The 14,766-nt window shown below is 62.1% G+C and carries 18 protein-coding genes and 1 tRNA gene; 11 read left to right on the top strand and 8 right to left on the bottom strand.

What is annotated here, in order from left to right; genetic code table 11:
- Positions 1-9: 9 nt before the first annotated feature.
- Together SOM61_RS05825 and gpmA are read right to left on the bottom strand one after the other, a co-directional pair.
- The gene (locus tag SOM61_RS05825) at positions 10-1,440 is read right to left on the bottom strand and encodes a murein hydrolase activator EnvC family protein (protein ID WP_320473424.1); all 1,431 of its coding nucleotides are present in this window, start codon (positions 1,438-1,440) and stop codon (positions 10-12) included.
- Positions 1,441-1,482: 42 nt separating this feature from the next.
- A complete protein-coding gene (gpmA, locus tag SOM61_RS05820; RefSeq protein ID WP_320473230.1) occupies positions 1,483-2,229 on the bottom strand; it encodes a 2,3-diphosphoglycerate-dependent phosphoglycerate mutase in 747 nt (248 codons plus the stop codon).
- Positions 2,230-2,320: 91 nt separating this feature from the next.
- Between gpmA and SOM61_RS05815 the strand changes: the two genes are divergently transcribed.
- The 5 genes from SOM61_RS05815 to SOM61_RS05795 all read left to right on the top strand — a co-directional run bounded on the left by SOM61_RS05815 (position 2,321) and on the right by SOM61_RS05795 (position 5,237).
- Positions 2,321-2,722: a rhodanese-like domain-containing protein gene (locus tag SOM61_RS05815; protein WP_320473229.1), complete on the top strand. Its 402-nt coding sequence runs from the start codon at positions 2,321-2,323 to the stop codon at positions 2,720-2,722.
- Positions 2,723-2,769: 47 nt separating this feature from the next.
- A complete protein-coding gene (grxC, locus tag SOM61_RS05810) occupies positions 2,770-3,033 on the top strand; it encodes a glutaredoxin 3 (RefSeq protein ID WP_005663754.1) in 264 nt (87 codons plus the stop codon).
- A gap of 154 nt (positions 3,034-3,187) precedes the next feature.
- Entirely contained in the window at positions 3,188-3,649 is a 462-nt protein-coding gene (secB, locus tag SOM61_RS05805) for a protein-export chaperone SecB (protein ID WP_159628228.1), read from the top strand.
- A 125-nt stretch (positions 3,650-3,774) separates the two neighbouring features.
- The gene (locus tag SOM61_RS05800; RefSeq protein ID WP_320473423.1) at positions 3,775-4,188 is read left to right on the top strand and encodes an SH3 domain-containing protein; all 414 of its coding nucleotides are present in this window, start codon (positions 3,775-3,777) and stop codon (positions 4,186-4,188) included.
- Positions 4,189-4,205: 17 nt separating this feature from the next.
- Positions 4,206-5,237: an NAD(P)H-dependent glycerol-3-phosphate dehydrogenase gene (locus SOM61_RS05795; protein WP_320473228.1), complete on the top strand. Its 1,032-nt coding sequence runs from the start codon at positions 4,206-4,208 to the stop codon at positions 5,235-5,237.
- Between the two features lie 193 nt (positions 5,238-5,430).
- Here the strand turns inward: SOM61_RS05795 and SOM61_RS05790 are convergent, their stop codons facing one another.
- From SOM61_RS05790 to mscL, 4 genes are read right to left on the bottom strand one after another with little or no spacing between them, the layout of a single operon-like run.
- Complete coding sequence (locus tag SOM61_RS05790) at positions 5,431-5,808, bottom strand: cupin domain-containing protein (protein ID WP_320473227.1); 378 nt, start codon at positions 5,806-5,808, stop codon at positions 5,431-5,433.
- Positions 5,809-5,819: 11 nt separating this feature from the next.
- Positions 5,820-6,518 (bottom strand): DUF2461 domain-containing protein, encoded by a 699-nt coding sequence (locus tag SOM61_RS05785; RefSeq protein WP_123069257.1) that lies wholly within the window; start codon positions 6,516-6,518, stop codon positions 5,820-5,822.
- A gap of 27 nt (positions 6,519-6,545) precedes the next feature.
- Entirely contained in the window at positions 6,546-7,691 is a 1,146-nt protein-coding gene (locus tag SOM61_RS05780; protein WP_320473226.1) for a Do family serine endopeptidase, read from the bottom strand.
- Between the two features lie 38 nt (positions 7,692-7,729).
- Entirely contained in the window at positions 7,730-8,149 is a 420-nt protein-coding gene (mscL, locus tag SOM61_RS05775; RefSeq protein WP_320473225.1) for a large conductance mechanosensitive channel protein MscL, read from the bottom strand.
- Between the two features lie 224 nt (positions 8,150-8,373).
- On the opposite strand from mscL, the gene petA reads away from it, so the two are divergent.
- From petA to SOM61_RS05745, 6 genes are all read left to right on the top strand, one after another.
- Positions 8,374-8,988 carry a ubiquinol-cytochrome c reductase iron-sulfur subunit gene (petA, locus tag SOM61_RS05770; protein ID WP_320473224.1) on the top strand — a complete coding sequence of 205 codons (615 nt, stop codon included), beginning with the start codon at positions 8,374-8,376 and terminating at the stop codon, positions 8,986-8,988.
- Between the two features lies 1 nt (position 8,989).
- Positions 8,990-10,402 carry a cytochrome b gene (locus SOM61_RS05765; protein WP_320473223.1) on the top strand — a complete coding sequence of 471 codons (1,413 nt, stop codon included), beginning with the start codon at positions 8,990-8,992 and terminating at the stop codon, positions 10,400-10,402.
- 28 nt (positions 10,403-10,430) lie between these two features.
- The gene (locus tag SOM61_RS05760; RefSeq protein ID WP_320473222.1) at positions 10,431-11,195 is read left to right on the top strand and encodes a cytochrome c1; all 765 of its coding nucleotides are present in this window, start codon (positions 10,431-10,433) and stop codon (positions 11,193-11,195) included.
- Between the two features lie 119 nt (positions 11,196-11,314).
- A complete protein-coding gene (locus SOM61_RS05755) occupies positions 11,315-11,926 on the top strand; it encodes a glutathione S-transferase N-terminal domain-containing protein (protein ID WP_005663771.1) in 612 nt (203 codons plus the stop codon).
- Positions 11,927-12,059: 133 nt separating this feature from the next.
- A complete protein-coding gene (locus SOM61_RS05750; protein WP_320473221.1) occupies positions 12,060-12,560 on the top strand; it encodes a ClpXP protease specificity-enhancing factor in 501 nt (166 codons plus the stop codon).
- Positions 12,561-12,587: 27 nt separating this feature from the next.
- A tRNA-Thr gene (locus SOM61_RS05745) sits at positions 12,588-12,663 on the top strand.
- Between the two features lie 76 nt (positions 12,664-12,739).
- Here the strand turns inward: SOM61_RS05745 and SOM61_RS05740 are convergent.
- Positions 12,740-13,324, bottom strand: coding sequence for an acyltransferase (locus SOM61_RS05740; protein ID WP_320473220.1), 585 nt, complete (start codon positions 13,322-13,324; stop codon positions 12,740-12,742).
- A 128-nt stretch (positions 13,325-13,452) separates the two neighbouring features.
- Positions 13,453-14,652, bottom strand: a complete 1,200-nt coding sequence (locus SOM61_RS05735) for a cation:proton antiporter (RefSeq protein WP_414674934.1) — start codon at positions 14,650-14,652, stop codon at positions 13,453-13,455.
- Between the last annotated feature and the right edge of the window lie 114 nt (positions 14,653-14,766).

Raw genomic sequence — 14,766 nt, 5'->3', positions numbered from 1 at the left:
TTGTTGTACCTAGAACCGGACCCAGCCCGCCGGATCGATGGCCTTGCCACGATGCCTGAGCTCAAAGTATAGCCCCGATTCCTCGTTGCCACCGGTATTGCCGGCACTGGCCACCGCCTCGCCGGCGCGCACGCTGTCGCCGGGACGCTTGAGCAGCGACTGGTTATTGCCATAGATCGACAGGTAGCCGTCGCCGTGGTCGATGATGATCAGGTTGCCGAAGCCGCGCATCCAGTCGGCGTGGACCACCCGGCCCGGCGCCACGGCGCGCACCTCGGATCCTTCGGCGGCCTTGATGAAATTGCCCTTCCAGGTCGGGCCGTCGCCGCGGCGTCCGCCGAAGCGGGCCACGACGCTGCCGTTGACGGGGCTGGCCATGCGGCCCTTGAGCGCCGTGAACGAGCCACTGGCTGCGGCCGGCCCCAGGATCGGCGGCGGCGGTTCGCTCGGACCGGGGTCTTCCTGGTCCGGCTCCTGGGCCAGGATCGGTGCTTCCTTGATCGGCTCGGGCATCGGTTTGGGCTTGGCGCCCGGCTTGGCGTTTTCGCGCGCGATGCGCTCGCGTTCGCGGTCGCGCTCGGCCTTCTCGGCTGCCGCTTTCGCGCGCGCGGCCGCCAGCGCCTTCGCTTTCGCCTCGGCCGCGGCTTTTGCTTTCGCACGCTTCTCGGCCAGGGCCGCCTGACGCTTGCGCTCGGCTTCTTCCTGCTCGCGGATCAGGCGCTCGAGACGGGTGACCAGGCCCACCATGCGTTCTTCGTCCTGCGCCAGGCGGCTGGCCTCTTTGCGCTGGTCGGCCAGGCGGGTCGACAAGGTGTTGAGCAGCGCGGAGCGCTTGGCTTTTTCCTTCTCCAGCAGCGCCTTCTGGTCGAGCTGCTCCTGGGCGATTTCTTCCAGCTCTTGCTGGGCGTTCTCGACCTTGTCGCGGTTGGCCTCGACCTGCACCAGGTTGCCGCGCAGCGAACCGAGCAGGCGCGCCTGGGCCTGAGAGACATAGGCCATCAATTGCAGGTCGCGGCTGATGCGGTTCGGGTTGTCGCCCGACAGCAGCAGCTTGATCCGGTCTTCGTTGCCAGCCACATAGTGTTCGCGCAACAGCTTGGACAGCTGCTTCTGCTGGGCGGCGATGGTCTGGTTCAGCTGTTCCTGCTGCGCGGCCAGGTCTTGCAGGCGCGTGTTGGTGGCGCCCTGCTCTTCCTGCAGGTCGCGCAGCGCCCGGTTGGCGTCGGAAATGGCGGCCTCGGACTCGGCCAGCGTGTCGGCCGCGTCTTCCCTGGCGCTTTCGGTCTGGCTGATGTCGCGCTTGATCGCCTGCAGCTTTTGCTGGATACCGGCGCGCTGCTTCTCGGCCGCCGCCTTCTGGCGGCTGCGCTCGGTCTGGCGCTGGGCCCAGGCATCCGTTGCGAACGCGCTCGACAGCGCGACCGCCAGCAACGTACTCATGAGCACGCTACCGGCTCCCTTCATGAATGGCAAACGCAAGACTTACTTTGCCTTCCCTTGGTTGGCCACGGCCGCCATGGCGGCGGCGATCGCTTCCTGGTCGCCCAGGTAGTAGTGCTTGATCGGCTTCAGGTCGGCGTCCAGCTCATACACCAGCGGCTGGCCGTTGGGGATGTTCAGGCCGACGATGTCGGCGTCGCTGATATTGTCCAGCATCTTGATGATGGCGCGCAGGCTATTGCCGTGGGCCGAGATCAGGATCTTCTTGCCGGCGCGGATCGCGGGAGCGATTTCGTCGCTCCAGGCCGGCATCACGCGCGCCACGGTGTCTTTCAGGCATTCGGTCAGCGGGATCTGCTCGTCGGTGAGCGCTGCATAGCGCGGGTCGCCGAACGAGGTGCGTTCGTCGTCCTTTTCCAGCGCCGGCGGTGGGGTGTCGTAGCTGCGGCGCCAGACCAGCACCTGCTCGTCGCCGAACTTGGCGGCGGTCTCGGCCTTGTCCAGGCCCTGCAGGGCGCCATAGTGGCGTTCGTTCAGGCGCCAGTCGTTCTTGACCGGCAGGTACATGGCGTCCATCTCGTCCATCGCCAGCCACAGGGTGCGGATGGCGCGCTTGAGCACCGAGGTATAGGCCACATCGAAGGTGAAGCCGGCTTCCTTGAGCACGCGGCCGGCGCTTTTCGCCTCGGCCACGCCTTTTTCGGTCAGGTCGACGTCGGTCCAGCCGGTGAAGCGGTTTTCCAGGTTCCAGGTGGATTCGCCGTGGCGCATGAATACGATCTTGTACATTAGTCTCTTCTTCTCGAAAAAATTCTGGTTGAAGTCCGGTCCGGCATCTATTTTATAATGCCCCGATTCAGTTCAACCAATCGGAACCCTTGTGAATTTCTTACTCGATAATATCTTCGTTGTTGCGATCGCTGTGATTTCGGGCGTCGCCCTGCTGTGGCCGGCACTGGCGCCGCGCGGAAAACGCGCGACGCCGCTGCAGGTGACGCAGATGATCAACCGCGGCAAGACCACCGTGGTCGACGTACGCAGCGCGGAAGAATTCGCGGCAGGCCACCTGCGCGACGCGAAACACATCCCGCTGGCAGACTTGGGCAATCGCCTCGGCGAACTGGACAAGTCGAAGAACCGTACCGTCGTGGTGGTGTGCCAGACCGGCGCCCGTGGCGACAAGGCCGCACGCCAGCTGCAGGCGGCCGGTTTCGAAGACGTCCACAGCCTGGAAGGCGGCCTGACGGCCTGGACGGCTGCAGGACTGCCGGTCACCAAGTAAACCCGCCGGCCCGATATTTGGGCCCGGCAGACACGAAAGGATTCAGCATGACAGCCCACGTCGTTCTCTACCACACCGCAGCCTGCCCTTATTGCGTGCGCGCCGAGCGCCTGCTCGAAGCCAAGGGCGTGCATGACATCGAACGCATCCGCGTCGACCTCGACCCGGAACAGCGCCAGATCATGATGCAGCGCACCGGTCGCCGCACCGTGCCGCAGATCTACGTTGGAGACACCCACGTCGGCGGTTTCGACGACTTGTATGCGCTGGACCAGGCAGGACGCCTGGACCCGATGCTCAAGGGCGAGTAAGCTAATTGGGCTGAACGCGGCGGCAGGCGGACAAGCCGCTATTGCTTCCAAGTTGGTTTTGCTACAATTGTCGTCGCGTTTGACCGCGAAGTCGCGCTCGACCAAAAGCACCCGGGATGGCCAGCCGTTCCTCACTATTATTAGAAAGCGTTCCATGTCTGACGAAACTCTGCAACCAGTATTCCAAATCCAACGCGTCTACCTGAAAGACATGTCGCTGGAGCAACCGAATTCGCCATCGATCTTCCTGGAACAGGAAGCGCCGGCAATCGAAGTGTCGCTCGACGTCGGCGCTGAAAGCATCGCCGAAGGCATCTATGAGTCGACCGTGACGATCACCGTCACCGCCAAGGTCAAGGACAAGGTTGCGTTCCTGGTGGAAGGCAAGCAGGCTGGCATCTTCGAAGCCCGCAACATTCCTGCCGAGCAGATGGATCCGCTGCTGGGCATCGGCTGCCCGAACATCATCTACCCATACCTGCGCGCGAACATCGCCGACGTGATCAGCCGTGCCGGCTTCCCGCCAGTGCACCTGGCCGAGATCAACTTCGAAGCGTTCTACCAGCAGCGCGCCGCGGCCATGGCCGAAGCAGCTGCCGCCGCACCGGCAAACTAAGCACCATCATGACGGACGCGGCCCAGGTCGCGTCCGTGCCAGCCCTTCGGCGTCGCGGTTCCACCTACAACCCCAGGCCCGCCATGCTCCCTTCCCGACTTCTTGCAGCTGCTCCACTGTTGGCGATGACAGTGCTGGCCGCGCCGAGCGCTCACGCCTTCGATTTCAAGACGGTCGGCACCGCCCCGGCGATCCTGTACCAAACGCCATCGGCCAAGGGAAACAAACTCTATCTGGCGCCGCCCGGCATGCCGCTGCAGGTCATGATCGCCTATGGCAATTGGGTCAAGGTGCGCGACATGAACGGCGACGTGGCCTGGACGCCGGCAAATTCGCTGGCCGCCCGACGCAATGTGCTGGTACGCACGCCCGGTAGCCGGGTCCATTCCGGCCCCGATGAAACCTCGGCGGTCCTGATGACGGCCGACAAGGGCGTTTTACTTGAACTGGCCGATCCCCATGCCCTCGTCTGGGCGCGCGTGCGCCATCGCGACGGCATCATCGGCTATATCAAGGTCTCGGACATCTGGGGCCTGTAATCCACTCCAGGAGTTCCATGCAACAGAATAAACCCAACACCAAGATCACCGTCCTCGGCGCCGGCGCCTGGGGCACCGCGGTCGCCATCGCCCTGGCCGCGCGCCACGATGTGCTGCTGTGGGGCCGCAATCCACAGCAAATGGCGGATACCGAGGCCGCGCGCGACAACCTGGCCTACCTGCCGGGCCATCCGCTGCCGCCAGCCTTGCGCGTGAGCGCCGATTTCGAGGCGGCGATCGCCCACGTGGCGTCTGGCGCAGCAGAAGACGCACCGCTGCTGATCCTGGCCTGCCCGGTGGCCGGCCTGCGCCCGCTGCTGGAGCAGTTGCGCGGTCGCGCCATCCCGAACGTCGTCTGGCTGTGCAAGGGCTTCGAAGCCGGCACCGGCCTGCTGCCGCACCAGGTGGTGGCGCAGGTGCTGGGCGAGACCGTGCCGGGTGCGGCGCTGTCCGGCCCCTCGTTCGCGCAAGAAGTAGCGCGCGGCCTGCCGTGCGCTCTGACCGTGGCCTCGACGTCGGCCGAGCTGCGCGAGCGCGTGGTGGCGGCGGCCCATGGCGACAATCTGCGCGTTTACTCGCACGACGACCTGGTCGGCGTGGAAGTGGGCGGCGCGGTCAAGAACGTGATGGCGATCGCCACCGGCGCCGCCGATGGCCTGGGCCTGGGCCTGAATGCTAGAGCCGCGCTGATCACGCGCGGCCTGGCCGAGATCACCCGCCTCGGGCTGGCGCTCGGCGCGCAGCCGGGCACCTTCATGGGTCTGTCGGGAATGGGCGACCTGATCCTGACCTGCACCGGCGACCTGTCGCGCAACCGGAGAGTCGGCCTGGCGCTGGCCGAAGGCAAGGCGCTGGCCACGATCGTGGCGGACCTGGGGCATGTGGCCGAAGGCGTGCCGTGCGCGAAGGCGGTGCGCGAGCTGGCGCGCCGGATGGAGGTCGACATGCCGATCACCGAGGCGGTGGCCAGCGTGTTGTTCGATGGGGTGGATGCGGCGCAGATGGCGGCGCAGTTGCTGGCGCGGGATCCGCGGGTGGAGCTGGCGTGATTTCTTGAGGTGGGCGGCCGGATCGGGGGATCGGGCTGCTCATGGTGACTTGGGTCCCCGCCTTCGCGGGGACGACGTGCGAAGGTAGCGGGACGTTGCCAGGTTCGTAGTTTGCAGCGTTAAAACGTCGTTCCCGCGCTCGCCGGGCGCCTTGGCGGGAACCCCAGTTCAGCCGCAAACCACCAACTTCAAATCAGTTAGGCGGCGCCCCGGACGGATCATCGCTCGGCCCACCCGAACGCTGCGGTCCCATCAAAATAGTCATCAACGCCACCGCATCGCTGACCGCGCGAATCGTATGCGGCACACCACCCGCCAGATAAAGCATCTCGTTCGGCTGCAAGCTCGTCGTCTTGTCGTGGGCGTCGATCGCGATCTCGCCTTCCAGGCAGACGATGGTCACTTCGCCGTCGACCCGGTGCTCGGGGATCGGCCGTTCGACCGGCAGCACCAGCCGGATCAGTTCCATGTGCTCGGTCTTGACCAGGGCCACCGAGGTGAAATGGGCGATGTCGTCGTCGCCGCGTTGCAAAGCAATCTTTTCGCCGGATACTGCGTGATGCAAGGCCATGTCGCCCTCCTCTATTCGTTTGTCGCTTCCTCTTGCGGTTCCGGCACGCTGCGCAGCCAGCTGACCAGCGCATAGGCGTCCTGGAATCCTTGCGCCAGCCGCGGCACCAGTTGATCCGGTGCGTTCAGGTCCAGTTTCACCTCGGTCCACACGAAGAAGCTTTTCAGTTTCAGGTAATCGACATGCGGATGATCGGGGTCGAAGCCCTTGGGTGGACGCTGCAACTTGTCCTCTTCCAGCATGTCATTATAGGTGGCGCGAAGATGCTTATTCTTCAATACTTTGGCGAAACCCGTCGCATCGTTGACGACGTGCTCGCGGATCGCCTTCAGGCGCGGCGCCGGCGGCAGGTACTCGCCCACGCCGAAACCCAGGGTGCCATCGCGTTCGATATGAAAATAATAGGTCGAGCCGCCGCCCGCACTCGGACGGCGCTTGTCGTGCGGGGTGATGCCGGCCGAGAAGCGGGTTTTATAGGGCGTCTTGTCCTTCGAAAAGCGGGTGTCGCGGTGGATGCGGAACATCGCCTTCTTGGGATTGCAGGCCGCCACCTGCTTGTCGAACTTCGTCAGGGCCTTGATCAGTTCGGTGACCGTTTCCTCGAACTCGGTGCGCAGGATGTCATAGCGCGGTTTATTCCAAAGGAACCAGGGCCGGGTGTTGTTTTCGCTCAGTTCAGTGAGAAATTGCGTCAGGTCGCGCAGATGCATGGTGGTTCACGGTGTCGATAGAAGAGTTCAGGGCGCCTGGCGCGGCCGGCGGCCCACGGTCACGTCGACCGTGGCTTCGCGCCGTTTGCGCAGGATCGTCATTTGCGTCTTGGCGCCGGGCGCGAGCTGGGCGATCAGGTTCAGCATCTCGCTGGTGTCCGCCACCTGCTCGCCGCCGACTGCCACCAGTATATCGCCCGGCAAGATGCCGGCGCGGTCGGCCGGCCCGCCGCGCACCACGCCGGCGATGATGGCGCCGCTGCGCTTGGCCAAGCCAAAACTGTCCGCCAGCTCGGGCGTGATGTCCTGCGATTCGATGCCGATCCAGCCACGCACCACGCTGCCATGCTTGACGATCGAATCGAGCACGTTCTTGGCGGTGGACACGGGAATCGCGAAGCCGATCCCGACCGAGCCGCCAGTCTGCGAATAGATGGCCGCATTAATGCCCAGCAAATGGCCATCGGTATCGACCAAGGCCCCGCCCGAGTTGCCGAAATTGATCGCGGCATCGGTCTGGATGAAATTCTCGAAGTGGTTGATGTGCAGGTTGTTGCGGCCCAACGCCGAGATGATGCCCAGGGTGACGGTCTGGCCGACGCCGAACGGGTTGCCGATCGCCAGCACGACGTCGCCCACGCGCGCGCCTTCGGGGTCGCCCAGCACCATCACCGGCAGGTTGCGCTCGCTCACGCGGATCACGGCCAGGTCGGTCTCGGGATCGGTGCCGACCAGGCGCGCCGCGGCCTTGCGGCCGTCAGCGAGACCGACCTCGATCGCGTCGGCGCCGTCGATCACGTGGAAATTGGTCAAAATATAACCGTCGCTGCTGACGATGACGCCGGAGCCGAGGCTGGCCAGCTGCTCGTCGGGCGGCGCGCGGTCGCCGAAGAAACGGCGGAAGAACGGATCTTTCAGCAAGGGATGCGACTGGCGCGAAGCCTTGCTGGTATAGATATTGACCACGGCCGGCATCGCCTTGGCGGCGGCGTCGCGGAAGCTGCCGCCCGCCGCCCGCGGCGGCGCCTGCAGCATCGGCACCGGGTTGCCCGGGGTGCCGACCGCGACGCTATCTGGCCTGTCGAGCCATTCGGGCCGCATGGCGGCCACCACGAACCAGGCCGCGAGCGCAATCGTTACCGCTTGCGCGAACAGCAACCAAAAGCGTCGCAAAGGATGTGGACGCCGCAGTTCGTGGACCAGGTCGTCTTTCACTTTTTGAGGGAATCCCGGATTTCGCGCAACAGGATGATATCTTCCGGCGTCACTGCGGCAGCAGGCTTGGCCTCCTCGGCCGGGCCGCGCAGGCGGTTAATCACACGTACCATCTGGAAGATGATGAAGGCGAGCAGGATAAAGTTCAGCAAGATGGTCAAGAAATTACCGTACGCCAACACAGCACCGGCCTTTTGCGCCTCTGCCAAGGGGAGGTTATAGCCCTGATTATTGAGAGGAATATAATAGTTGGCGAAGTCGAGGCCTCCGAGTACGGCGCCGATCGGCGGCATGACGATGTCCTTGACCAGCGAGTCGGTGATGCGCGCGAACGCGCCACCGATGATCACACCGACGGCAAGGTCGATCACATTGCCGCGCATCGCAAACTTCTTGAACTCTTCCATCATCGCCATTTGGGACTCCTCTGGTTGTTGTTGATACAAGCCTTTGCATGATACCCGAACGCTCCGGGGGCTGTCTTTCGGTCAAATGCTGCAGGAGCACAAAAGACCATTCTGCTAAAGCGTGTAGCCCAGACAATTTTTTTCCCTCAGGTATTGCCGTTCACATATAATTTTGGATGCTGGAAGCTCGCTATTAATTCTTAAAATTCGTATATTCACGGAGTGGGGTTGGTATGAGTAATGAAAAGCAGGTCGATCCGGGTCGACGCGGATTGCTGGTCGCGACGTGCGCGGCCGGTGGCGTCGTCGGCGTGTCCACGGCGGGAGCCCTGGTCAGCACCTTCCAGCCTTCCGAGCGCGCAAAAGCGGCGGGAGCCCCGGTTGAAGTCGACATCTCCGACGTCGCTCCCGGTGAAATGAAAGTCGTCGAATGGCGAGGGAAACCGGTCTGGATCCTGCGCCGCACGCCCGAAATGATGGCCACGCTCGAGAAGGACCAGGGCGAACTGGCCGATCCCGCCTCCGACAAGGTGTTCCAGCTGCCGATGCCGGAATACTGCAAGAACCCGTTCCGCTCGCGCGCCGAGCACAAGGAAGTGCTGGTCACGGTGGGCATTTGCTCCCACCTGGGCTGCTCGCCCTCATCGCGCCTTTCCGCCGGCCCGCAGCCGAACCTGCCCGACAACTGGCCGGGCGGCTTCCTGTGCCCTTGCCACGGCTCGACCTTCGACCTCTCTGCGCGCGTGTTCAAGAACAAGCCGGCGCCGACGAATATGGATGTCCCCCCGTACATGTATCTGTCCGATAACAAAATGGTGATCGGTAAAGACGAGAAAGGCGAGGCATAAGATGGGTGCATTCAAGGAGACCAAGCTACCGGCCGACGCGCCGGTAGCAGAGAAAGCCCTGGCCTGGGTCGATGACCGCTTCCCCGCATCGAAACTGTGGAACGATCAATGGGGCAAGTACTACGCCCCCAAGAATTTCAACGTCTGGTATCTGTTCGGTTCGTTGTCGGCCCTGGTGCTGGTGCTGCAGATCGTCACCGGCATCTTCCTGACCATGCACTACAAGCCGGACGCCGCGCTGGCCTTCGGCTCGGTCGAATACATCATGCGTGAAGTCCCGTGGGGCTGGCTGGTGCGCTACCTGCACTCGACCGGCGCCTCGGCCTTCTTCATCGTGGTCTACCTGCACATGGCGCGCGGGCTGATGTACGGCTCTTACCGCAAGCCGCGCGAGCTGGTGTGGCTGTTCGGCTTCGGCATCTTCCTGTGCCTGATGGCCGAGGCTTTCTTTGGCTACCTGCTGCCATGGGGGCAAATGTCGTACTGGGGCGCCCAGGTGATCGTCAACCTGTTCGGCGCCATCCCCGTGATCGGCGAAGACCTGTCGCTGTGGATCCGCGGCGACTACGTGGTCTCCGACGCCACCCTGAACCGCTTCTTCGCCTTCCATGTGATCGCGCTGCCGCTGGTGATCATCGGCCTGGTGGTCGCCCACCTGACGGCGCTGCACGAAGTGGGCTCGAGCAACCCGGACGGCATCGAGGTCAAGGAACACCTGGGCCCGGACGGCCATCCGCTCGACTCGATCCCATCGCACCCCTACTACACCACCAAGGACTTGTTCGGCGTGTCGGTGTTCCTGCTGCTGTTCTCGGCGGTCGTGTTCTTCGCACCAGAGATGGGCGGCTACTTCCTGGAGTACAACAACTTCTTGCCGGCCGACTCGATGAAGACCCCGGCCCACATCGCGCCGACCTGGTACTTCACCCCGTTCTACTCGGTGCTGCGCGCCACCACGGCCGACTTCATGTACGTGCTGATGGCCGGCGTCGCCCTGTACGTGGCCTTCATCTGGCTGAAATCGCGCCTGGCCTTCCGCACCAAGGCAATCATCGCCGTGGTCGGCCTGCTGCTGGTGATCGGCATGCTGCCGCAGGTGCTGGACGCGAAATTCTGGGGCGTCGTGCTGTTCGGCTCGTCGGTGATGATCATCGCCGGCCTGCCATGGCTCGACCACTCGCCGGCGAAATCGCTGCGCTACCGTCCGAACTGGCACAAATGGGTGTACGCCCTGTTTGCGCTCGTGTTCGTGACCCTCGGCTACCTGGGCACCCAGTTGCCGACACCTGCTTTCACTCTCCTGTCGCAAGTGTGCACCCTGGCCTACTTTGCGTTCTTCCTCCTGATGCCATGGTGGAGCACGATGGGCACCTTCAAGCCGGTGCCGACCCGTGTCACCTTCACCCCGCATTGATCACCGGACAAGAGCACAAGGACACGACATGAAATTGTTTGCAAAGAAACTGATTGCAGTCCTGGCGCTGGTGCCGGGACTGGCTTTCGCCGCCGAGGGCGGCATACCACTGGACCGTGCACCGGACCGCAACGACATGGCGTCGCTGCAGAATGGCGCCAAGATCTTCGTCAACTATTGCCTGAATTGCCACGCAGCGGCCTCGATGCGCTACAACCGCCTGCGCGACCTGGGCCTGTCGGAAGACCAGATTCGTGACAATCTGTTGTTTTCTGCCGACAAGGTCGGCGACATGATGACGACGGCGATGCGCCCGAAAGATGCAGCGGCCTGGTTTGGCGCGGTGCCGCCGGACCTGTCGGTGATCGCGCGCGCAAAGGCCTCGCCGGCCGGATCGGGCGCCGACTACCTGTACACCTATCTGCGCAGCTTCTACCAGGACGAAGCGCGCCCGACCGGGTGGAACAATATGGTGGTGCCAAATGTTGCGATGCCGCATGCGATGTGGCAGCAACAGGGGATTCGTACCGCCAAGTTCGCCGAGGAAGCCGATCCGCATGAGCCGGGCAAGATGGTGCAGAAGTTCGCCGGCTTCGAGCAAGTGTCGCCGGGCACCATGAGCGAGCAGGAGTTCAACGCAGCCACTGCCGACCTGGTCGCGTATATGGTCTGGATGGCCGAACCGGCCCAGGCCACCCGCAAAAAGCTGGGCGTGATCGTGCTGCTCTTCCTGTCCGTATTCGTGTTTTTGACCTGGCGTTTGAACGAATCGTACTGGAAAGAAGTGAAGTAATTCGTTTTCCTTGCCCGGTTGGCTATAATACGGGCAATCATTTTTCTGGGGTGAGTGTTAGGGAGCCACTAAAGTTCCCCTGGCGCTACACCCCTTTGTTTCTTAAGGAACTATAAACCATGATGGTTCTCTACTCCGGCACCACGTGCCCGTTCTCCCAACGCTGCCGCCTCGTCCTGTTCGAAAAGGGCATGGACTTCGAAGTGCGCGACGTCGACCTGTTCAACAAGCCGGAAGATATTTCGACCATGAACCCGTACGGCCAGGTGCCAATCCTGGTCGAGCGCGAACTCATCCTGTACGAATCGAACATCATCAACGAGTACATCGACGAGCGCTTCCCGCACCCGCAACTGATGCCGGCCGACCCGCTGATGCGCGCCCGTGCCCGCCTGATGCTGTTCAACTTCGAGAAAGAGCTGTTCGTCCACGTGCACACGCTGGAAAGCGAGCGCAACAAGGCGAACGACAAGAACCACGACAAGGCCCGCGCAGAAATCCGCGATCGCCTGACCACGCTGGCTCCGCTGTTCCTCAAGAACAAATACATGCTGGGTGACGAGTTCTCGATGCTGGACGTGGCAATCGCCCCGCTGCTCTGGCGCCTGGACCACTACGGCATCGAGCTGTCGAAGACCGCGGCGCCGCTGATGAAGTACGCCGAGCGTATCTTCTCGCGTCCGGCCTACATCGAGGCGCTGACCCCGTCCGAGAAAGTGATGCGTCGTTGATGTGTTCTGGGGTGGGATGCTTTTGCGTTCCGCCCCTGTTCGCTGTATCGCTTCACACGCGCCGGTTTTGGACGTCCGTCGGACGATTTCCGGTAAACTGGCGCAAACGCCTGTATTTCTAGACAACATCACCATGGCAGAGATCTCCACCAAACCCTACCTGCTGCGCGCCATCTACGAATGGTGCACGGACAGCGGCTTCACGCCCTATATCGCCGTCAAGGTCGATGGCGGGACGACCGTGCCGATGGAATATGTTCGTAAGGGCGAGATCATCCTCAACATCAGCTACGGCGCGACGTCGGGGCTGAAGATGGACAACGACGCGATCCACTTCCGTGCGCGCTTCAATGGCGTGTCGCGGGAGATCTATATCCCGGTTCATAACGTGTTGGCGATTTATGCCAATGAGAATGGACAGGGGATGGCGTTCGAGGTGGGTGCGGCGCCTGAGGCTGATGAACAGGCGTCGGGTACCTCCGTTGAGAGTGCGCCGGCTGCGCCTGCCTTGTCGGCGGTGCCGTCGAAGGGTGTGGATTCGCCGGTGGTGGCGGATGCGCCTCCCACTATTCCTGGCGGAGATGATGAGCCGCCCAAGAAGGGTGGACGTCCGACCTTGACCCGGATTAAATAGCGTATAATTGTTGTTCAACGATCATGTGCCGACTTAGCTCATCAGGTAGAGCAGTTGATTTGTAATCATCAGGTGGCGGGTTCGAGTCCTGCAGTCGGCACCAATTGAATCAAATACTTAGCCCAGCAATCGCTGGGCTTTTCTCGTTATTCCAGTAGAAAATTGCGCGTCAACGGCCGTCAGATATGTTTGATGAACTTGGCTGGAACGCCGCCGGCAAGAGAATGATCGGGAATGGGCTTCACCACGACACTTCCAGTGGCAATCACGCAGCGATTACCCACATCGTCGCCGATGACACTATTACTGCCAATCCAGACATCCGAACCGATCTTGATGACACGCCGTCCCTTACCAGGCGTGTCCCAGATCAGGCGGTCCGGATCGTGAAATCCATGCTGCTCCATTCCGGATAACAGGTTGACATTCCCACCGATAAGTACGTGGTCGCCAATATCCACTTCCCCAATTGTGTTGAAATAACCGATCAGGACGCGGTTGCCTACCCGAGCTTTGCGGTACTGAAAAAATGCGCCATATCGGAACGTCACGTCGGTACCAACGGAGATGAGCAGTCGTCGATAAAAGAGGTAACGCGCCCGCTCGCCCACATGGAAAGGAACTCTGGAGATGACCAGGGCAGCCTGCGTGATTTCGTTCTTCAATCGATGACTGATCAAGGCCAATCCAATCATTGGCCAGGCGATCAGGGGCGCAAGCAACCAATAGGTGAGCAAGCGATAGCATTTGTGTAGCTTGTACATTGAGGTCGTCGCTCCAAGTATCAGATGCAAGATTATACTTAGCAATCTTTGTAATTTTGCATTTTTTGAGATGCCCCGATGTGCCTGCCGGGGCCGGGAACGGCTTCGTGTTGATGAACGGCTGGCGCTCATCTGGCTTTCAGCAATAGCTCTGCCCCCTGCCGCAGCTTGGGATACACCACCGGAATCGTCATCATCGTGCTGCCGATCGCCATCAACAGCAGCGCCGTGAACGTCTCACTCGTGATAACCCCCTTGTCGAGCAAGATGTTCGAGAAAATGATCATGATGAGCGCCTTGGTCTGCAACAGCCACCCAATGATCGAGGCCTCTTCCCTGCTCCAGCCAAGAACGCGCCCGGCAATCCGCACTCCCATCAGCTTGCCCGACACCGATGCCGCCAGCAACACCGCCGCGGCAATGAAAACCGCTGCCCCACCCACTGCCCAATTGGTGCGCAGCCCAGTGCTCAAGAAATAAACAGGCATCAGCACCAGCAAGACGTTGTGACGCAGGAAATCGAGCTGCTTCTGATCAAACCAGTCCGCATCCATCACCGCGCCGGCCAGGAACGCCCCCACCATATAGTGCAGCCCGGCCCAATCGGCAGCAAAGCCGCAAATCACCAGCCACACCAGCATCACGAACCACCGATCCCGCTCCGGAATACTCACCATCAAGCGCCGGAACAATTTGGTCGCCACGATAAACACCAGGAAGAACCCCAGCTGCCGCCCCACCCGCTCCCAATCGAGCAGGATCAGCGCCAGCACGCCCCAGATGGCGATATCGTCCAGGCTCGCATACCGCAAAATCCTCTGTCCCAGCGGCTGTCTTAAAATCTCCAGCTTCTCCATCAGCAGGATCAGGATAGGCAGCGCGGTTACCGCACAAGCCATCCCCACCCCAAGCACGAACTGCCATCCCTGCGCCTGCGGGCCGATCCAGCCAGCAAACCCCAGCATGCCCGCCGCGACGACGCTACCGAACACCAGCGGCACGCCCAGCGCCAGCCCGGCCGTGATACTGCTCTCGCGCCGATGCTCCCACGCCTTCTTGAGATCGAGCTCGATCCCCGCCAGCATCACGAAGATCATCACCGCCCACCAGGCGATCCCGTTCAGCGATTGAATGACCTGGGGATTGAAGACGAAGCTGTAATACTCCGGATACGCCTTGCCCAGCACGCCAGGTCCCAGCAGCACACCGGTAATGATCTGCACGATGACCAGCGGCGCCCAGTAATCTGTATTGCCGAGCCGCCAGATCAGGTAGGGAACGGCGAAGATCAGCAGCATCGCGATCAGGTAAATTTCGGTGGTGGCCATTGCGCTGTGCATGGTCGGTCTCTCGGATAATTATTATGATGATGAGGTCGCCATACGACGGCATAGCGATACCTCCAGCTCCCCGGGAGTATCCTCGTAAATATGAAGCCTAAG

Source organism: Massilia sp. CFBP9012, assembly GCF_034045115.1.
Classification (GTDB): domain Bacteria; phylum Pseudomonadota; class Gammaproteobacteria; order Burkholderiales; family Burkholderiaceae_D; genus Telluria.
The sequence above is the reverse complement of the archived record's forward strand: the minus strand, read 5'-3'. Positions and strand labels throughout refer to the sequence as shown.